This is a genomic window from Nonomuraea sp. NPDC003560 (assembly GCF_042878785.1).
GTDB lineage: Bacteria > Actinomycetota > Actinomycetes > Streptosporangiales > Streptosporangiaceae > Nonomuraea.
This window is the reverse complement of sequence record NZ_JBIAOF010000023.1, coordinates 1-18,524: the sequence shown is the minus strand read 5'-3', so window position 1 is coordinate 18,524 and position 18,524 is coordinate 1. Positions and strand designations below refer to the sequence as shown.

Annotated in this window: 22 protein-coding genes and 1 pseudogene; 5 read left to right on the top strand and 18 right to left on the bottom strand. The window is 69.5% G+C overall.

The window, feature by feature from the left end:
* Nucleotides 1-12: 12 nt before the first annotated feature.
* The gene (locus tag ACFYUV_RS49855; protein ID WP_387682908.1) at nt 13-324 is read right to left on the bottom strand and encodes a helix-turn-helix domain-containing protein; all 312 of its coding nucleotides are present in this window, start codon (nt 322-324) and stop codon (nt 13-15) included.
* Nucleotides 321-1,253: a tyrosine-type recombinase/integrase gene (locus ACFYUV_RS49850; protein WP_387682907.1), complete on the bottom strand. Its 933-nt coding sequence runs from the start codon at nt 1,251-1,253 to the stop codon at nt 321-323. Before ACFYUV_RS49850 ends, ACFYUV_RS49855 begins: the two co-directional genes overlap by 4 nt.
* 277 nt (nt 1,254-1,530) lie before the next feature.
* On the opposite strand from ACFYUV_RS49850, the pseudogene ACFYUV_RS49845 reads away from it, so the two are divergent.
* Nucleotides 1,531-1,680, top strand: a pseudogene (locus ACFYUV_RS49845) (ATP-binding protein); the annotation flags it as partial.
* A gap of 147 nt (nt 1,681-1,827) precedes the next feature.
* A complete protein-coding gene (locus ACFYUV_RS49840) occupies nt 1,828-1,953 on the top strand; it encodes a hypothetical protein (RefSeq protein WP_357710975.1) in 126 nt (41 codons plus the stop codon).
* Nucleotides 1,954-1,985: 32 nt separating this feature from the next.
* Here the strand turns inward: ACFYUV_RS49840 and ACFYUV_RS49835 are convergent, their stop codons facing one another.
* On the bottom strand, nt 1,986-2,411 hold the full coding sequence (locus ACFYUV_RS49835) for a heme-binding protein (RefSeq protein WP_357710972.1): 426 nt from the start codon (nt 2,409-2,411) through the stop codon (nt 1,986-1,988).
* 91 nt (nt 2,412-2,502) lie between these two features.
* On the opposite strand from ACFYUV_RS49835, the gene ACFYUV_RS49830 reads away from it, so the two are divergent.
* Nucleotides 2,503-2,934, top strand: coding sequence for a MarR family transcriptional regulator (locus ACFYUV_RS49830; RefSeq protein WP_352366606.1), 432 nt, complete (start codon nt 2,503-2,505; stop codon nt 2,932-2,934).
* Nucleotides 2,935-3,506: 572 nt separating this feature from the next.
* Here ACFYUV_RS49830 and ACFYUV_RS49825 read toward each other — a convergent pair.
* The 5 genes from ACFYUV_RS49825 to ACFYUV_RS49805 all read right to left on the bottom strand — a co-directional run bounded on the left by ACFYUV_RS49825 (nt 3,507) and on the right by ACFYUV_RS49805 (nt 7,104).
* Nucleotides 3,507-3,821 carry a recombinase family protein gene (locus ACFYUV_RS49825; protein WP_387682999.1) on the bottom strand — a complete coding sequence of 105 codons (315 nt, stop codon included), beginning with the start codon at nt 3,819-3,821 and terminating at the stop codon, nt 3,507-3,509.
* A gap of 104 nt (nt 3,822-3,925) precedes the next feature.
* Nucleotides 3,926-4,141 carry a hypothetical protein gene (locus ACFYUV_RS49820; protein WP_387682906.1) on the bottom strand — a complete coding sequence of 72 codons (216 nt, stop codon included), beginning with the start codon at nt 4,139-4,141 and terminating at the stop codon, nt 3,926-3,928.
* Between the two features lie 213 nt (nt 4,142-4,354).
* Nucleotides 4,355-5,071 (bottom strand): hypothetical protein, encoded by a 717-nt coding sequence (locus tag ACFYUV_RS49815; RefSeq protein WP_387682905.1) that lies wholly within the window; start codon nt 5,069-5,071, stop codon nt 4,355-4,357.
* Nucleotides 5,072-5,368: 297 nt separating this feature from the next.
* The gene (locus ACFYUV_RS49810; protein WP_387682903.1) at nt 5,369-6,487 is read right to left on the bottom strand and encodes a CU044_5270 family protein; all 1,119 of its coding nucleotides are present in this window, start codon (nt 6,485-6,487) and stop codon (nt 5,369-5,371) included.
* Nucleotides 6,484-7,104, bottom strand: a complete 621-nt coding sequence (locus ACFYUV_RS49805; protein WP_387682901.1) for an RNA polymerase sigma factor — start codon at nt 7,102-7,104, stop codon at nt 6,484-6,486. Before ACFYUV_RS49805 ends, ACFYUV_RS49810 begins: the two co-directional genes overlap by 4 nt.
* Nucleotides 7,105-7,786: 682 nt before the next feature.
* Between ACFYUV_RS49805 and ACFYUV_RS49800 the strand changes: the two genes are divergently transcribed.
* Entirely contained in the window at nt 7,787-8,536 is a 750-nt protein-coding gene (locus ACFYUV_RS49800; protein ID WP_387682899.1) for a DUF4118 domain-containing protein, read from the top strand.
* A gap of 325 nt (nt 8,537-8,861) precedes the next feature.
* Here the strand turns inward: ACFYUV_RS49800 and ACFYUV_RS49795 are convergent, their stop codons facing one another.
* The 10 genes from ACFYUV_RS49795 to ACFYUV_RS49750 form a co-directional block, all read right to left on the bottom strand.
* Nucleotides 8,862-9,107, bottom strand: coding sequence for a hypothetical protein (locus tag ACFYUV_RS49795; protein ID WP_387682897.1), 246 nt, complete (start codon nt 9,105-9,107; stop codon nt 8,862-8,864).
* A 345-nt stretch (nt 9,108-9,452) separates the two neighbouring features.
* Nucleotides 9,453-10,067: a hypothetical protein gene (locus ACFYUV_RS49790; protein WP_387682895.1), complete on the bottom strand. Its 615-nt coding sequence runs from the start codon at nt 10,065-10,067 to the stop codon at nt 9,453-9,455.
* A gap of 294 nt (nt 10,068-10,361) precedes the next feature.
* Nucleotides 10,362-11,642, bottom strand: a complete 1,281-nt coding sequence (locus ACFYUV_RS49785; RefSeq protein WP_387682893.1) for a recombinase family protein — start codon at nt 11,640-11,642, stop codon at nt 10,362-10,364.
* A gap of 287 nt (nt 11,643-11,929) precedes the next feature.
* A complete protein-coding gene (locus ACFYUV_RS49780; protein ID WP_387682891.1) occupies nt 11,930-12,580 on the bottom strand; it encodes a fasciclin domain-containing protein in 651 nt (216 codons plus the stop codon).
* A gap of 152 nt (nt 12,581-12,732) precedes the next feature.
* Nucleotides 12,733-13,365 (bottom strand): fasciclin domain-containing protein, encoded by a 633-nt coding sequence (locus ACFYUV_RS49775; protein WP_387682889.1) that lies wholly within the window; start codon nt 13,363-13,365, stop codon nt 12,733-12,735.
* A 40-nt stretch (nt 13,366-13,405) separates the two neighbouring features.
* Nucleotides 13,406-15,022, bottom strand: coding sequence for a molybdopterin-dependent oxidoreductase (locus ACFYUV_RS49770; RefSeq protein WP_387682887.1), 1,617 nt, complete (start codon nt 15,020-15,022; stop codon nt 13,406-13,408).
* 99 nt (nt 15,023-15,121) lie between these two features.
* Nucleotides 15,122-15,898 carry an anti-sigma factor domain-containing protein gene (locus tag ACFYUV_RS49765; protein ID WP_387682885.1) on the bottom strand — a complete coding sequence of 259 codons (777 nt, stop codon included), beginning with the start codon at nt 15,896-15,898 and terminating at the stop codon, nt 15,122-15,124.
* Nucleotides 15,895-16,491, bottom strand: coding sequence for an ECF RNA polymerase sigma factor SigK (sigK, locus tag ACFYUV_RS49760; RefSeq protein WP_387682883.1), 597 nt, complete (start codon nt 16,489-16,491; stop codon nt 15,895-15,897). Before sigK ends, ACFYUV_RS49765 begins: the two co-directional genes overlap by 4 nt.
* Nucleotides 16,492-16,787: 296 nt before the next feature.
* Nucleotides 16,788-17,174, bottom strand: a complete 387-nt coding sequence (locus tag ACFYUV_RS49755; protein ID WP_387682881.1) for an STAS domain-containing protein — start codon at nt 17,172-17,174, stop codon at nt 16,788-16,790.
* Between the two features lie 61 nt (nt 17,175-17,235).
* Complete coding sequence (locus tag ACFYUV_RS49750) at nt 17,236-17,496, bottom strand: hypothetical protein (protein WP_387682879.1); 261 nt, start codon at nt 17,494-17,496, stop codon at nt 17,236-17,238.
* A 339-nt stretch (nt 17,497-17,835) separates the two neighbouring features.
* Between ACFYUV_RS49750 and ACFYUV_RS49745 the strand changes: the two genes are divergently transcribed.
* Entirely contained in the window at nt 17,836-18,447 is a 612-nt protein-coding gene (locus ACFYUV_RS49745) for a hypothetical protein (protein ID WP_387682877.1), read from the top strand.
* Nucleotides 18,448-18,524: the final 77 nt, after the last annotated feature.

Below are 18,524 nucleotides of genomic sequence, written 5' to 3'. Positions count from 1 at the left end.
CTCCTGCTCAGGTCACAGTGGCGGCATAGACCGGCCGCCGCTGGTGGCGGCCTTGGGCTCGGTCGCCGGCTGCGGCGGGCGGGCGGGCCGTTCGACGGGGGTGGTGTCCACCTCGAATAGGTCGTTGGGGCTGCACTCCAGCGCGGTGCACAACGCGGCCAGGGTGGACAGCTTCACCTGGGTGGGCTCCTTGGTCAGCAGCGCCGACACCGACGCGGCCGACAGTTCCAGCCCGGCTTTGTCGGCCAGCAGCCGCCGCAGCTGGGCGCCGGTCCACACCTCGCGCTGCGCGGCGGCCATCCGCAGTTTCCACCGGATCTTCATGCGGTCGGGTCTCCCTGTCCGGTCAGCTCGCCCAGGGCGCTGGTCACCGCCCGGCGATAGGCGTCTTCGATGAAGGTGGCCGACGGCCGGACATAGCGCATCGTCGAGGTCACCGTCCAGTGTCCGAGCAGCTGCTGGATGGCCACCAGGTCCACGCCGCGCTCGTAGTTGTGGGTGGCACACGCCCGGCGCAACGCATGCGGGCTGAACCACTCTTCCTTCGGCCGTCCCTCCAACTGCATGAGATAGCGCAGCCGGTTACGGATGGTGCCGCGATGCAGCGCCCCGCCGGACTCATCGGCGAACAACACCGGCGAGTCGGGGAAGCGGCCGCGCACGTCATTGAGAAACCAGCGCAGCACCAGATCCAGCCCATCCAGCATGGGCACCCACCGCGGCCGCGGCCCGGAGGTGCGGGCGCCCTTGCCGAAGCGGACATGCAGCTTGCCGAACGGGCCCCGGGTGAAGTGCACGTCCGGCCGGTCCAGCAGCGCGGCTTCCTCCGACCGCAGCCCCGCGTGATACAGGGTGCGAAACAGCGCGTAATCCCGCGCCGCCGGGCCGTACTTACGGGCAGTGGCGATTCGGTCCTTGAGGAAGTCGAAGAAGCCGGTCACCCGCTCCGGTGTCGGCGGCGGCAGCTCGGCCGGTGAGTCGTCGCCGACATGCCGGGAGGCGTTGAACTCATCCACCGGGCAGACCAGCCGCACCCCGAACGTGGCCTCGATCTCAGCGGCCTTGCGCGCCTGCAGAAACCGGTGAAAGCCCTTGAAGATCTGCACATACTCGCGCCGCGTCGAGGCGGCGCGACCGGCCACCGCCAGGTCGCCGACCACTCGGTCGATGTCCTCGGGGGTGACCTCCCAGGCCGGACGACCCAGTGCGGTCAGGGTCCGCTCCAGCAGCCCGGTGTCGTTCTCGATGGTCACCGGGCTGAACCCACGAGCGGCCCACGACGCCACGAACGCCTCGACGCATCGCGCCTGATACTCCATCGGATCGCTGCCCAAAGGCTCGGGCGGGAGCGCCCCGCCCTCCAGCACCCGTAGTCGAGACCGCGCCACCAGCACACCTTCCTCACACCGGAAGAATGAAGGCAGCGCCTAACATACGCCTCTTACACCTCACGAATCAGGAGAACCAGAAAGAACCCAGGAACCCCAGCGAGCAGTCGGGATCCTCCGACAGGAACATGTGCCACCCCCAGATGGTTGGACCAAGACCTTCACTGACCCTCGGCTCTGCGCGGCCATCGTCGACCGGCTCACCTTCGGCGGAGCAATCATCGAAACCGGAACCGATTCCTACCGGCTGGCGCGAACCCGTGCGAAGGCCGAGCAGGCCAGCGTGGGGTAACGGAGACCGCGCCCGCGACGCGATGTCGACCGCGCGAGCGGCGATGACGTCGGTCAAGGGCATGCACCGCGCCACCACCTTCGGGTCCGCCAACCCGCACTCGATCGGCGGCAAGGAGTTCGAGACGATGGCCCAGGCTGCCGACGAGTGCATCACCAAGTCGCCGGCCTCGACACGGTCGGCGAGCAGGCGGTCCGGCGCGAGAACACCAGCCTGCTCACCCAGATGATCGCCGACCTGGAGGCACGGCTGGTCGACCCGGCGACAAACTAACCGCCCCTGCCGCCCGTCACGCTAAAGGCCCATCAGCTAACCCCAACCGCCCCGACCAGTGCGATCCCGGCATCGGCGCACTCGTCGTCCTGCTCCGGCATGCCTCCGCTGACCGCGATCGCCCCGACAACGGCATCGCCGCGCCGGATCAGTCGCGAACCCGCGCCCGCGACGATGGGCGTTCCTGCCACTTCATCCAGCTGCGCGAACAGCGAAGGCCACGCCTGCTGCATACGTATCAACTCGCCGCCGTCACGATGAAACAGCGCAACGCTGGAGGCTTTCGCCGGAGCAATCCGAGCCGACAGCGGAGGCGCGCCGTCCATGCGATCGAGAACCTGGAGGTGCCCGCCGCCATCGACGATCGCGACCGTGACCCGCGCACCGAGTTCGGCGGCGTGTTCGCGCACGCGGACACTGATGGCCTGAGCTTCGCTCAACGTGAGTGACATCGTCATGCCTTCCAAATTCCTTGGACGAACCAACCTTGGTACGACCAACGTATCGTAAATTCATGGGTTCAACCAAGGAATTGGCTAGACTTCGCACATGGAGATGGAAGAGTCGCCAACCCGTCTGCGAGGCAAGCCGAGCTGGCTGATCAGCAAGGCTTCGGCTCGGGCGCATCGGCTCATCGGAGAGGCGATGGCCGGTGTGGAGGGGCGCGCCTACCACTTCGCGATCCTCGCCGCACTGGAGGAGTTCGGCCCTGACAGTCAAGTACGGATCGGTCAACGATGCGGAATCGACCAGAGCGACATGCACAACATGCTCAAGGAGCTGACTGAGCAAGGTCACGTCGCGCGGGCCTCAGACCCCAACGACCGACGCCGCAACCTGATCACCGTGACCCCTGCAGGACGGCGACGACTGGAAGAACTCGACACGGAACTCTCCAGGGTTCAAGACGACCTGTTGAACGCCCTATCCGCCGCCGAGCGCGACCATCTCACGCTGTTGCTCACCCGTGTCCTCGAATAGAGCACCATCATCCTGCTCGTCCTCACCCGCCAGCAACGCCCACCCAACCCGACCTGGCCGAGACTCCCAACCCCGCCCAAGCAAGCCCCGCGAACAGTCCAATTCAGGTTGGGACGACAGCACGCCACGGCCATCTCAGCGGCGGGAGGTGAGTCGCCTCCCAGAGTAGCCGTCTGGCCGTCTCCTCCAGACTGAGTGCGGAAGTGTCGAGCCATCATCGCGACGAATGGGGCCCGCCGCCCTCCTTGCCGGTGAGATCACCGGTCGGTCGGTTCCTACCGCAGCCACACCCTGCACTCAGTCCGAACCTCCTTGCCTAACATGGTGTGAAGATCAGCCAACGTGCCACACGTGACAGAAGAGATCATCTAGCCCTGACCTGCGAGAAGAGACCGAGAACCCAAGATAACCATCGGGGTTGCTGCACTGTTGCTGAATCTCATCGACATTTCCGAACCCGTTGAGCCGCTGGCGTTGCTCGAACCCGTGAACAAGCGTTTCTACTTCTGACCGACGCAACCACCGCTCCGGCGGCCACCCGCCGTCCGGGCCATCTGACCAGCGCGGACGCTCTACTTTGCGTCTGGTGACACCGACCCGAGCGCCGGGCCGACTACCGGGCGGCGGCCGCCGACCCGGCCGCGGCGGCGGGCCGCCTCCAGGCCGTTCTTGGTCTTGCGGACGATGTCGCGGCGCCGGTCCTCTGACAGGGCCAGGGCCAGGTCGAGGATCAGGGAGCGCTCGGTGTGCTCGCCGGCCGCGATGCCCTCCAGCACCTTGACCGCGATGCCCCGCTGGAACAGGTCGTTCAGGACGATGAGCCCTTCCAGGAGGTTGCGGCCGAGCCGGTCGACCTCCTGGACGGTCAGCGTGTCCCCGTCCCGCAGGTAGGGGTGCCGTGAACCAACGTGGCACCAGCCGCCATATACGTCCTGAACTGGGAAATCAGCTACCTGGTTTCAGCTCAGCTCGCCCGTTGGCCGCCGGACGGCTATTCGCCGCCACCCACGTCGCTGGATCCGTCCTCGTCGCCGGGCCCCCCTTTCCTCTTCCCTCGTGATTCGCTGGCCGCGGCGATCCCCAAGGCGACCAGAAGCAGGAGGAAGACCCCTGGCCCGGTCGCCTCCATGACCGCAAACAGGATGAAGATCCCGACGACCAGTCCGGCCGCGACCAATGCATAGAGCCGAAAGAACTCCCAGTCCATGGCAGGACCTCCAGCCACCAGGGGGAGCACCATGCTACGCACCAGACGGCCGTCCGGTGTCCCCTCATCCGGCCGCGTCCGGGCCCCTGACTCATCCCCGAACGTCCGGCCCGAAACCGGTCCTCGGTGAGTGGCTCAGTCGCACACTGTGACCTGCGACGATGCCGCTCGTTTGGGCCGTATGGCGCGATTCTTACCGGCGGGCCAAGAAGCTCACTGCGCGGGGGCAGGGTGGACTTCCAGCCAGTCGCGCGGGTTGAACGGGCCCACCTCGTTCTCGTAGCCCGGGTCGGTCCGGCGCAACTGCATGTACGGGTAGTAGGCCGTCGGGTCCGGTGCATCCTGGTCGGGCAGCACGTACCCGGTGATGGTGTAGCGCGTGCCGACCAGGGTCACGTGCTGGCCGCGCAGGTATCCCCAGTCGATGCCCACCCGGTAGGTCGGGAGGCGCATACAGTAGGGCGGGTTGTGCCGGTGGTGGTCGCCGATGCCGTCCGGGTAGGTCAGGCCGCACTTCGGGCAGCGGGTGTAGCCGGCGGACTCCTGGCTCTCGCGCTCGCAGCGCCAGCAGTCCGGCCGGTGCTCGTCGTGCTCCAGGTGCTCGCGCGTCTCCCGTTCGGCCGCGGCGTCGGTGGCGGCCTCGTACGCCAGCTCGGTGCAGTAGCAGCCGTCGCAGGTGGTGCAGACCCCGCACCCGCCGCACAGCGCGCGCAGGTCGTGGCCGCACGCGGGGTTGACGTCGTGGTGGGGATCGCCGTCCCAGGAGGAGACCCAGGGACGCCCGTCCCGGGCTGGGCCCGCGATGGAGACGGTGGGCTCGACGTCGGCCTGGCGCTCGCGGTCGACGGCGCGGGCGGCCGCGTTGTACGCCTCACCGGTGGCGGCCTGGCGGGCTCTGACGGCCTTCTTGCGGGCGCTGTCTCTGGTCATGGCCTGTTCCTCTCGGCGAGGGTGCCCACGCCACCCCGCCAGGAGTCGTCACGACCAGCAGCGGAGCGGAGTTCTCGTCAGCGCGATCCGGGGGACCTTGTCCTCGTCGCCGTCCGCCGCGTGGGGGCGGACGGCTCGGAAGCGGGCCAGCGCGTCGGCCGCTGAGGGGGGCCCGGTAGCAATGACGAAATTTTCAACGAAGTAGCGTCTGACCTGCGGTAACGGGGGAGTTGACCTTCTGCGGCGGGTTGATGATCACTGCCGCTACGTTCGTTCCGGTTTTGTCCGGCCGCTGCTCTAGTCGGGAGGGGTGGGCTTGGCGTTGCTCCAGCCCGTGTCCACGACCGCCCGGTAGCTCAGCGTCCTGCCGGGAATCTGCCAATTCTGGCTTTTGGGGCCTGGTTCAAGCTGGATGTCACGGCTGCCCAGGACCTTGCCGGTCTTCTGGTCGAAGAGCACCTCCCTCTGGATCTTCCCACGGCCATCGGCGCTGTCGAACGGGACCGCAAGGCCGACTGCCGACCGGCCAAGCGGATCCGTGGCGGCGCCTAGCTGCCGCACGCCCGGATAATCGGTGATCAGGCGCATGAGACCGGCTCGCACCTTGGGCGGCACGGGCGTATCTGCTAGGGCGAAGTAGACCCGGCCGAGCACCCCTGTAGGGCCGTTGCAGCGCCTCGGCGCTCCAGACCCACCCGCTATGAACTTGACCGAGCCTTGGCACAGCAGCTTGCGCAGCTCTCCGGGGTCGGTAGGCAGCTCTTGGAGCTCCTGATAGGTGAACTGGCCGACGCCGCCGATGAGGAATGTGCCGCCCTGGTCGTTCGGATGTTCCTCCTGCCAGGCACCCGACTTCGTCCTGACGCTCCTGCTCACGCCCGACGAGCCCACCGTCCAGCTCGAAGGGGAACCCGCCGCGCGCCAGGCATCGGCGTCGGCGCTGGTCTGGGGCTTACCCGCGAAGAAGCGGCCGTAGAAGGACTCGCCGTCGCCGCGGGCGCGCCCCGTCCATCGGAGGATCTCGCGGCGCTCCTCCACAACGTAGCCACCGGTCTTGCCGAGCGCGAGCGTCGCGAAGGCGGAGCGCTGGTGGGTGTACCAGTAGCGGCCCTGCTGCTGCAGCTCCGCCTGAGAGGCGGCGGCCAGCATCATGTCGCGAGGCGACAGAGTATGAGGAATGACCTGCACGCCTGTCGGTGGTCGTGTGGGATCGTCGTGGGCGAGCGTCATAGCCGCTGCCACGGCCGCGGCCGCGGCAGCGGCTACCAAGCCGAGCGGCATGCGCCACGTACGGCGAGAGCGCGGCCGTGCGGTGTCGTCCTGGCTCAACATCCGGGTACGGGCGGCCGCCGCGGCCTCTGCGGAAGGCGGGGCCGGGTCGTCGTACACCTCACGTACGAGATGCAGCTCGTTCATCGATGTGTCTCCTCCTCGTCAAACAGCGGATTCGTTCCGCCCAGCGCCTTGCGCAGCTTCTTGCGAGCCCGGTTGAGCCGCGAGGACACCGTGCCGAAGGGCACGTCCAGAGCCTGCGCCACCTCGTCGTAGCTCAGCCCCGAAAGCGCCACCAGCAGCAGCACGTCACGCTGGTCCGTGGACAGGGCGGCGATAGCCCTGGCCAGCGTGCCTTTGACGGCTTGCGCGCTCACCTTCGCTGTCACCTCGTCCTCGTGACCTCGGGCCGAGTTCGCCTCCGGATGCAGCCGGTCCACGGCACGAAGGAGGCGCACCTCGTTGCGGCGGTGCCGGCTGATGAGGTTGGTCGCGATGCCGTAGAGCCAGGGGCGGGCGCTGCGGCGGCTCGTGTCGTACCGGCGACGCTGACGGAAGGCGAGGGCGAACGTCTCAGCGGAGACATCGTCGGCGGCGTGCGGACCGAGCCGGCGGGATACGTACCGGTGAATCTCCGCGTAGTGCGCGTCGAAGACGGCGCCGAAATGCTCGGGTTCGTCCCAGGACCGCTCGATCATCACGGCGTCGTCCCGCGACGGTGGGGCGTCGCCCGGGGGATCGGCCAAATAGGGCTCATTCATTCACAGGCCTTGAGGTCGGCGGGACATCGGTCGCCTGTTGTTGTCCGCAGGCCGCTTTCGCCTTCCCCGGAATTTCGGCGCGCTGGCTGGGGAGCAGTCTCAGCGTGGCCCCGTCCCATAGGCCCGCAGCGCGTGGGTGCACCGTTGGAAGCTTTCCGGCCATCTGGCCGGGTCCATCTCCGGGCCGTGTTTCGCGTTGAGGCATTCCGGTTGTTGATCAACCGACTCCGTAGCACGCTAGGGGTACCTGGGCCGCGAGATCGGAGTCCTACCATGTCTCTGCGGCCCCGCTCCTACCGTGAGGTGCCTGCCGAGGAAACCGTTCGGGTAGCGCGAGGGGCGTTCCGGGGCGCAAGCCCGGCCATCCGAATCCACGACGCCCTCGGAGTGATCTACGAAGACCGAGCAGTTCGAGGACCGCACTGCTCGGTCCGGATCGGGAGCCCAGCGCGCAGCAGGGCCTGGACTTCGGCCGCCAGCGTGTCGGTGAGCGTGCTGGTGGGGTTCATGCCTCCAGTATCCCCGCGATGCGGGGCACCGACAGGGCGTCAGCGCTTTCCCAGCAAGCCTGCGGGACCGCCCCGGTCGTGTTCTCCCGCGGGCGGTCAGGCTGCCCCGATTCCTTCGGATCAGCCCAGGGTAGGACGCTGACCTGGGGAAATATCCTCCGGGGGGTGGGGGAGTGCGTCGCTATCCGAGCAGGGATCTCATCGCGTCGGTGGCCGCGCTGCTGGTGCCGCCGTTCGTCGCGGCGGTGCTGCTGCCATGGCGCGACAGCCTGCCGAACACGAGTGTGGCCCTCGTCCTGGTCGTGGTCGTCGTTGGCGTGGCGGCATTGGGTAATCGCGTGGCGGGGGCGGTGGCGGCGTTGTCGGCGGCGGTGTGGTTCGACTTCTTCTTCACCCGGCCCTACCAGGAGTTCGCCATCGCCAAGGCGGCGGACGTGCAGACCGCGGTTCTGCTGCTCGTCGTGGGCGTGGCGGTGTCACAGCTGGCCGCCTACGCCCGCCGCATGCGGGTGGTCACCATCACCAGCGCCGACTACCTCAAGCACATCTACCAGACCGCCGAACTCGCCCAGACCTCCGCCGGAGCCCACGCGGTGGTCGAGCACGTCCGCGACCAGCTCGTCGAGATCCTCAGCCTGAAGAGCTGCCGCTTCGAGTACGGCAGCCTGATCGGACACCCACCACAACTCCGCCAGGACGGCACGGTGATGTCCGGCCGCAGACGCTGGGACGTCGAGCGGCTCGGACTGCCCACCCCGGAGGTCGAACTGCGCGTCATCGGCAACGGCCGCTACTACGGGCGGTACATGCTCAGCCCCACGCCGGGGAACGTCCCGCCGCTACAGGCTCGCCTGGTCGCGGTCACCTTGGCCGATCAAGCCGGTTCAGCGCTGGACGCCTCCGGCGGCACCCTGGGCGATTGACCCGGGATCGACCGCATCGGATGCCCCGCCGATTCTCAACCCTGCGCTGCCTGCGGGTCGTCATTCTCCAGCGCCCGCTACAGCATCCGAGCGGCCGACGCCGAGCTCGCAGGCCGATCTGGGTGACTGACTGGCCGCGCCAGCGCCGGGCTCGCGCCACGGCGAGCACGTCGTTGGCCACCTTGGCCGGACGGCCGGCGGCGCGGGCGGCGTCCAAGCCGGGCACTGTCCGACATGCTGACCCGCTGCTGATGGCGCCCGCGCCGTCCTAGTGCCGCATCAGGCACTGCCCGGCCACGGGCCGGGCCCGTGGCCGCGGGCAGGGTCAGTAGTAGATGTAGAGGGCGTAGGTCTGCCACGGGCTCCAGGTGCCTTCGATCTCGCACTTCAGGCGGTCCGCCTGCCAGCTCGGGAACGTGATGGTGGCGTAGGTCTGGCAGCCCAGCCAGGTCTCGTGGCGCGAGTGCCAGTGCCAGGACTCCGCCGACGCGGCGGGCGTTGAGGCCAGGAGAGCTCCTCCGGCGGCCAGGGCGCAGAGGCCGGCCTTGAGTGCTCGCGTGACGGTTTTCATGGCGTGCTCCTTTTGATGGGGGCGCCCTCGCGTGAGGCTCTACCTCAAGTTATCTGCGCTGCGTAATCGTAAGTCAACGTAGAGTAATCGAATCGATGAGGGGGCTTCAGCCCCCGATGGCGCGTCACATCACAAGCCTTGAGCCTCCCTCGTCCGGGGACCGGGCGAGGGAGGCTCTGGCGGGAACGACCTTAGAAGCCGGGGGCCACCCAGCGGGCCATGACTCCGGGCCATACGAACGGCCCTTGAAGAAGCCGTTGGACCCGCCCCCTCCCGCCGGTCCTCGTGGCCGTGGTCGCACGACTATGCGGGCTCTCCCGGCTCGCGGGCGGGGGCGGCGGTCGTTCAGGGGAGGTCGACTGTGATCTTCAGGCCGTGCATCGGGACGATGGAACTGGCGGAGTACTGGCCACTTCCCTGGTTGCGCCAGTAGCCGCCTTCCTTTCGTACGGCGGCGGTGAGCTGGTAGCGGCCGCCGCCCACGTCGAAGGTGTGGCCGGCCCAGCCAGAGTTACCGTTCAGGCTGTTACTGAACCAGCCATACGTGCGCGAACCGTCGCTCTTTTCGAGGGTGAAGTTCCCGCTCAGGGAGCAGCCGAAGACGCAGTCTCCGTCGGAGTACCACGCGCCGCCCCAGTAGTAGTAGAAGTCGCCGTAGAAGGATGCCTCGACCGCATAACTGCCGTCGCCGCGCTGCCAGGTGTTCACACACAGCTGCGCGTTGCCCTTGGACCACTGATCGAAGGAGTAGAAGGTGCCCCGGTCGCAGGTGTTGACCCGCATGCTCTGCCGCGCCGCCAGGTGGGTGGCCGCCGTGGCGGGGGCGGCCGTGGTGGCGAGAAGCGCCAGCGCGGTCAGGCCGGCGGCGATTGCTCGCCGCCGGATCTCTCGGCGTCTGCGGTTGGCGGGCAGGGCTGGCTGGTGACCTTCCCGCACGACGTCGCTACTTTCTGTAGTCATAAGATGACGATACGTTTACGCGCCGGAGCTGCCTAGCCCTGACCATCGCAGCAGGCCAGGCCAACCGCCCCCGGTGCGGGCGCGGCCAGTCGGTCACCCAGATCGCCCGCGAGCTCGGCGCCAGGCCGGCTCGACGCTGTACCAGGGGCTGGAGGACGACAACCCGAACCATTCTGCTGCCCGGCTGCCCGTGGGGGCACAACATGGCCGTGTCGGCGGCCCGCGCGGCGGTTGGGACTACCTGGCGGTTGGGGCCACGCTCGGGAGGAGTACGCCATGTAGTGGCCCGCCTGGTCAGGCCGGGTCGTGCCAACGTGCGACCGCCAGCGCTGCCGCGTTCCGGGTCCGCCAGCATCCCTCGGCGCTGCTGCGGCCCGGCTCGTCCCCGATCGGCTGGACCGGGACCGGGTAGTAATGCCGCGTGGCCGGGTCGCCGGCGGTCGCCTCCCACGCCTGGTCGTGCCAACCGGCCCGGGTCACCGTCCCGGCGATCTCGCCGGTGGGGGCAACGACGTTCCAGCGGTGGCGGTCGTGGTCGGCCTGGGTCTGCCTCAGCCGCCAGCCGGGCGCGCCGTCCAGCGCCACGTCAGCGTGCTCGGTCCGGGCGCGGCGGCGGGCCTCGAAGTCGGCGGCCACGGCGGTCAGCGCCTTGATCCGTGAGGGGTAGGCGCCGCGCTTGCCGGCGCCGGTGGTGATCGGGATGTGCTGGGCGGTGCGGGCGGTCCAGCCGGTGCCGGGCCAGGCGGGGCTCACGCTGCCGGCCCGCATCTCGCGCCGCCACCACAGGACATCGTTGTCGTCGGTGGCCCAGTCCGGGCCCAGCCGGGCAACGGTGCGCAGGGCACGTGCGGCCTGGCTCTCGTTGCCGGCAGCCGGTTCTTCAAGCGCCCGCTCTTGGACAGGAACGGGCGGGAGGAGGGCGTGCCCCTCATCGTCGTCATGATCGCCCTCATGAGCCTGGTCGACCGATGCGGTCACCGGAACCGTCGCGGTGCTGCCGATGAGAGGTGAAGGTGGCGCCTCAGCGGCTGCGAGGGTTTTGTGGACGACGCCGACCGAGACCTTCACCCCGGCGGCGATGGTGCGGATGGATTCCCCGCGCCGGCGGCGGTCGAGGATCGCGGCGCGTTTGTCGTCGTCGACCACCGGGGGGCGGCCGCCGACCCGGCCGCGGAGGCGGGCCGCCTCCAGGCCGTTCCTGGTCTTGCGGACGATGTCGCGGCGCCGGTCCTCCGACAGGGCCAGGGCCAGGTCGAGGATCAGGGAGCGCTCGGTGTGCTCGCCGGCCGCGATGCCCTCCAGCACCTTGACCGCGATGCCCCGCTGGAACAGGTCGTTCAGGACGATGAGCCCTTCCAGGAGGTTGCGGCCGAGCCGGTCGACCTCCTGGACGGTCAGCATGTCCCCGTCGCGCAGGTAGGACAGCGCGTCCAGCAGTGCGGGCCGGTCGTCGGTGGCGAGCTTGCCGCTGATCGTCTCCTCGAACACTTTCAGGCAGATCGGGTCGAGGGCGTCGTGCTGGCGTTGGGTCTTCTGCTTGTCGGTGCTGACCCGAACCAGGCCGATGAGCGCCACGGGGCCGCCTCCCGTTCATCAAACGTCATATACGAAGAATCTGAACAGTAACAGGTTTCGGATAAAAATGAACGGCAAAATGAACGCCCGAACCGGACACGACGCCCGACGATCCCCGTTTGGCCGGACATCCTGCGCACGTTCATCAAACGGTCGTTAGATGAACGCACGATGTAGGGCCCGACGCGATGCACCGGGCCCTACGTCGTGGTAGCAGGTCGATGGTGTTTCAGGTGGTGGCGGGGCTGGAGGAGTTCGATCTCGATGGCCAGCACTCCGAGGACTTCCTATTTCTTGGGCATGAGGACGGTGCCGATGATGTAGATGGTGGCGTTGCGGGTGCGTACGTTGCCGCATACCACGTCGGCGTCGCCGATCTTGTAGTCCTCGCCGGATCCCGTTGTGGTGACCTTGCCGCCCTGCAGGGTGGTGAAGGAGCCGCTTTGCAGGTCGGCGGGGGTCTTGCGGCCGGGGACGACGTGGTAGGTGAGGATGTCGGTCAGGGTCTTCTTGTCGGCCAGCACCTTGTCCAGCGTCTTTTTGTCGATCTTGGCGAAGGCGTCGTTGGTCGGGGCGAAGACGGTGATGCCGTCGGCTGAGTTGAGGGTGTCGGCCAGGCCGGCCTTCTGCACCGCGGTGACCAGGGTGGACAGGACCGGGTTGTTGGAGGCGGCGGTGGCGACCGGGTCGTCGGCCATGCCGGTGAAGCTGCCCTCGCCGGAGGCGGGAACTGCGGAGCAGGCCGTGCCGAACGGCGCATCGGCGGCGGGCCCGGTGGTCGAGTCGGTGGCCATCGGGGCACTGCTGGCTGGTGCCGGGGCGGCGCTGCTGGCGGCGGGGGCCGCGCCGGTGCCGGCGCTGGTGTCGCCGCAGGCGGTCAGGGACACGGCCAAGGCCAGCAGGGGCGCAGCGGCGGTCAGACGCTTGTTCGTGATCATGTGCGTGTTCCTTACCGAGGTGAGGCGGTGACGGTGAGAGAAGAGGAGGTGGGGGCTGGCAGAGGGCCGTGATCATGCTTTGTGCGGGCGCGGCCAGGCCTCAGGATCGTCGTCGTGATCGGGCCCGCCGGTGCGGCGGGCCCGGTGCACGGCTACCTGGTGGGCATGAGGACGGTGTCGATGATGTAGACGGTGGCGTTGCGGGTGGCCACGTCGCCGCAGACGACTCGGGCGTTGTTGACCGCGTAGGTGGTCCCGGAGCCGCGGGTGGCGACCGTGCTGCCCTGCAGGGTGGTGAAGCGGCCGCGCCGCAGGTCGGCCGGGGTCTTGCGGCCGGCGACGACGTGGTAGGTGAGGATGGATGTCAGCATCTTCTTGTCGGCCAGGACCTTGGCCAGGGTCTGCTTGGGGATTTTGGCGAACGCCTGGTTGGTGGGGGCGAAGACGGTGATGCCGTCGGCTCCGTTGAGGGTGTCGACGAGGTCGGCCTTCTTCACTGCAGCGACGAGGGTGGACAGGGCGGGGTTGTGGGAGGCGGCGGTGGCGACGGGGTCGGCGGCCATGCCGGTGAAGCTGCCCTTGCCGGTGCGGGGCACGGCCGAGCAGGCGGGCCCGAAGGGGCGCCGGGCGGTCATCGGCTGCGCGGCGGCGGATGTCACGCTGCTGGCAGCGGTGTCGGTGTGCCGGGTGGAGGCCAGCGCGGCTGAGCCGGTACCGGTCAGTGAGACGGCCATCGCGCCGGCCATGGCCAGGATCGGCAGTCCGGCGGCATGACGAATGTTCATGATGCTCCTGTGTTTGGTGAATGGATGTGTTGAGGGGAGTTCAGGTGACGGTCACCAGGACCGTGTGCCAGCCGGTGGCGCCGTCCGGGATGGGCGGCATGCGTTCGGCGGGCTGGGTGTGGCCGCCCGCGTCGGTGGCGCGGACCTGCAGGCGGTGCTGTCCGGGGGTGGCCTGCCAGGTCGTGTGCCATTGCCGCCAGGTGTCGGGCCCGGCGGAGGCGGCCAGGTCGGCCGGGCGCCAGGGGGCGTCGTCGCCGCGGACCTCGACGGCGGCGACGCCGCGGTGCTGGGCCCAGGCGGTGCCGGCGACGGTGACCGGGCCGGCGGGTATCTCTGCGAAGGGCTTGGGCACCTCGATGCGGGAGGCGGTCTTGATCGGCGCGCGTTCGGCCCAGCCGCGCCGGGTCCAGTACGCGCGTTCGTCGGCGAAGCGGGTGAGCTTGAGGTCGGTGACCCATTTGGTGGCCGAGACGTAGCCGTACAGGCCGGGGACGATCATCCGGGCCGGGAATCCGTGGGCGGGTGGCAGCGGGCTGCCGTTCATCGCGATGGCCAGTAGCGCGTCGCGGCCGTCCAGCACCGATTCCAGGGCGGTGGAGGCGGTCCAGCCGTCTGCGGAGCGGGAAAGGATCTGGTCGGCCCCTGGCTGGATGCCGGCCTCGCGCAGCAGTGTGGCCAGGTCGACGCCGAGCCAGCGGGCGTTTCCGGCGTACGGGCCGCCGACCTCGTTGGACACGCAGGTCAGGGTGATGTCGCGCTCGGTCAGCGGGCGGGCCAGCACCTGGGCGAAGGACAGTTCGACCGGGCGGTCGACCAGGCCGTGGATGCGCAGCGTCCATTCCTGGTGCGGCAGGCGCGGCACGATCAGCGCGGTGTCGACCCGGTAGAAGGCGTCGTTGGGGGTGGTGAACGGACCCAGCCCCGGCACTCTCAATCCCACGCTCGGTGGGAGCGGCCGGGCCGGGGCGGCGGGAGGGGGCAGCACCAGAGCGCGGCCGTCGGCGGACGCCTGCCGGGCCGAGGTGATCACCCGACCGGCGCCTCCGGTCAGGACGGCCGCCCCGAGCACGAGGGCGCCGCGAGTGAGCAGGGCCCGCCGATCGGCTGCTGGCACCGGCAGCTGGAGGGGATGGACGTAGCACACCACGTCGCCGAGCGTGATGCGGCTCTCACGCGCGGGGCGAGGTCGGCGGCGGGTGTAGAGCAGGGCGAAGCTGCTGCCCGCCGCCCCCACCGCAGCGGGCAGCGCGTCGATCAGTCCTGCCCCCGGCCGGGACAGCGCCGCGGCCCCGGCGATCGCCGCGAGTCCTGCCAGGGCCGCGATGGCCAGGCGCGGTCGCCGGGGCGCGGCCGTTCCGACGGCCGCCGACGCGGCCGCGATCACGGCTGCCAGCGTCAGGAGCAGGACCGGCTTGTCGGCGGTGCCGAAGGTGCGGATGGCGAAGTCCTTCAGCCACGCCGGGCTCGCATCGATGACCGCCGACCCCACCGCGAGCAGCGGACCGGCCTGGGGCCGGCCGACCAGCGCGGCGGTCAGCTCCGCCACCCCCAGCGCCAGCGCCGCGGCCAGCACACCGAAGACCCCCGACACGCCGGCCCCCGGCGTCCGGCCCGCCGACACGGCGGCTGGTGGCGAGGTCGGTATGGAAGCCGCCACGTCGTCGGCTTGTTTCTCAACAGTCACAGCAGGGCTTCGGAGCCACTGCCCAAACGGATGGGTGCCGGTTTCCCCGGTGGCGGGTGCCGGGTGGGAAGGTCAGGCGGCGGGCATGTCCACCAGCAGCAACGGCGTGCTGGTCGGCTGCCGTGACCCGCCGGCCGGCTCCACTGTTACCCCCACCTGGCCCGCACCGGCGCTGATGGCGGCGAGGACCGGCACCGTTCCGCCGGAGCCGGTGGAGGCCAGCAGCCCGGCCGAGGTGATCCGTCCCGGCGCGAGCTGCCACAGCTGGTAGACGCGGCCCGCGGGCGGCTCACTCAGCCCGGCCGCCCAGAACACCAGCGCGCCCTGCGAGCGTGACAGCACCACCGTGCCCCGGCCGTCCCGTCCCGCCCCCGCAGCGTGTGCTGCTGGAGCGGTGATCGTGCGGGCGTCAGCCGCGCTCAGCACCGCGGCGATCCGCTGCTCGGCCCGCCGCGCCTGCTCCAGCTCCTGACGGGCCTGCACCGTGCTTACGCCGAGCCCGGCCACTACGGCCAAGGCCGCAGCCACACTCACTGCCGCCAGCCACGGCCGCCAGGCGACCCTCCACACCCGCCGGGAAGGCGCCGCAGGCGCCAGCGCCGGCGGCAGCTGACGCACCTGCTCGATCTCGGCCAGCACCCGCGCCCGCAGGCCGGAAGGCGGCTCGGCCGCCACCGCCACGCCGAGGCGAGCGGCCGTCTCGGTGAACCCGGTGATCTCCTGCGCACACCCGGCACACGCGGCCAGATGCCGCTCGAAACGGTGCCGCTCGCCCTCGTCGTCGATGGCGTCCAGCGCATAGGCGCCCGCCAGGGTGTGCGGGTCGAACCCGCCCTCTGCCGCCTTCATCGCTCCACTCCCAGGCAGTCGCGCAGCCGAATCAGCCCATCGCGCATCCGTGTCTTGACCGTCCCCAGCGGCGCCTTGACCAGCTCGGCGACCTCCCGGTAGGAGTAGCCGCCGTAGTAGGCGAAGATGACCGACTCGCGCTGCAGCTCGGTGAGATTGCCCAGGCAGCGGCGCAACCGCTCGCCCTCCAACCGCCCCACCACCAGCTCCGCCACCGCATCGAAACAGCGGTGCGGCTCCAGCCGCGCGGCCCGCTCCTCCCGGTCGGTGCCCGCCTGCGCCGAACGCACCCGGTCGATCGCCCGCCGGTGGGCGATGGTCAGAACCCACGCCATCACCGACCCCCTGTCCGGCTCGTAGCGGGCAGCGCTGCGCCACACCTCCACCAGCACTTCTTGGGCCACCTCCTCACTGTGCGCGCGATCTCGCAGCACCCGCAGCACCAGCCCGTACACCCGCGGCGCCAGCACCTCATACAACCGCTCGAACGCCTCGCGATCACCCTTGCCGACCGCCCGCAGCAACTCCTCCAGACCCGGCGGACCACCGCCTGGACGGTCCTCGCTTACCGGCGACCGGTCACGCGCTCCCATACAGCCCCTTCCAGCCTCGACCGGCACAGCACCAGCCACCCAGGCTTCGGAGCCGTCCCGGCACCGGATGGGTCACCCACCTCTTGCACGACATCGCGTGTCCTTGGTGACAGCGTCGTTGACGGCAGGCCGACTACAGCCCTCTCACGCTGTGGGTTCCCTACGACGACTACTGGTACCTGATCATCGACAGCTACGACCAGGGCAAGAAGGCCACCGTCGTCCAGCTCTTCGACTGACCGGCGGCGGAGGCCGGCGACCGCGGCGCCCGGGTGGAGCCCCATACCTGCATATGGTCACAGCCGTTCGTCACGCGGATTAGCGGCGTTCAGGGCCGCCAGGATGGCCTGTTCCACACTGCGATGCACGGTTAGCACAGGCCTGGCGCCGGCGGTGTCCAGCAAGCGGTCGGGTGATTCCTGCAGAGCTGCCAGGTGAAGGTCGCCGCCGTGCCGTCGAGTCAAGGCCCGGACGTTGAGCAGCACGCGCAGGCCGGACTGCGCCATGAACGGCACCTCGCTCAGATCGAGCACCACATGGTCGCCCGGCTGACAGCGCGCGCGGACGATATAGGCGTCCAGCCGGTCAGCGTTGACGGCCTCCAGGTCTCCGGCCACCGAGATCACGGTGACGCCGGGCAGCTGCTGGCAGGCGAACGTAGGCGGGGTCATCGGCGAGCTCATTGCGGCTCCCGGGCAGCGAGCGAATCTTCCAGGACGGGAGCGAGTGGGGGCGGCCATGGGATCAATCCCGCGCGCGCGCCAGGAACGTCATGACGGCCAAGGCAAGGCCGACGAAGCCGGCGAACCCCGCCGCTCCGGCCAGCACGGCCAACGGCGCCGGGGTGCCGCCCAGCCAGGCGAGACCGCCGCCGGCGAAGGCGACGAAGAGACCAGCGGTGACGATCACTGCCACCCACAGTCCCCGGTTGTTGTTCATGGCGTTCCTCACGACGTTGTGAAGGGGGAGGTCGTCGGGCACGCAGGCCCGGCGTGCGACGCTCACGATGCACGGCCTTGACGTGCCGTCACCAGCGGCTCAAACGGTGTCGAACGATGTCGGTGCGGTCCGCTCGACATGGTGGCGACCTGAACCCCGCCCCCGTCCAAGGCTCCAGGCGTTCGACCTCGTTCGGACTCCTTCGGGGTTCGTCGAGGTCTACCGGGACACGCCGTGTGGGCTGGCCTGCAAGAAGGCAAGCCGTACCGAACAAAGTCGAATGTGTGATCGGCGCGCGGCTTGCCCCGTATCGGTGGCAACATGACTGCCGTCACGATTCGTTGATCCCCCTCCCTCACGGCATGACTAACCCCCCATCCGGTGATCACGAATCGACCACGAACGATGACCTACGAGCAAAGCGCTGCCCACCGCGCTTTCATCAACCAGCTCAATGAGCTGCGGGAACAGGCCGGCAGCCCGGCCCTGGCCCACCTGCGCATGCTGTCTCGCAACCCGCTGCCCAACGGCAGCAAAGGCCGCGAACTGGCCGCCAGCACCACCCAGGAGATCCTCAGCGGCAAACGGCGTCGCCTGCCCGCGTGGATCTGGGTGGCCTCCTACGTCTCGGCCTGCCACCAGGCGGCCCAGGAAGGAAACCTGGATCTCGGCCCGATGGACCTGGAGACCTGGAGAACCCGCTTGCTCCACGCCCGACGCGACGACCAGCCGGCGAGCGCCTCACCGGGCCGATCAGCTGTCCTTCCTGCCACGGCCGGCCCTGCCACGATGTTGTCGGCCGATCATCTGACCCCCGAAGAGGTGATCCAGTGCTACCGCGACGTCCACGGCCGCATCGCCGCCCGCCTGGCCCGCACGGCCCTGGACGGCGACGCTGAGGCGTGTTTTCACCTGGGCCTGTTCACCCTGCTGCGCGGCTGGGGACACGACGGCATGGACTGGCTCCGCCGTGCCGCCGATGCCGGACACGAAGCCGCCCTAGGAGCTGTTTCTTAGATCAGGTCCGGAGCCAGATGACCAGGGCGGCCAGGGTGACGGTGCCGAGGAAGACGTAGGCGCGCTTGTCGTAGCGC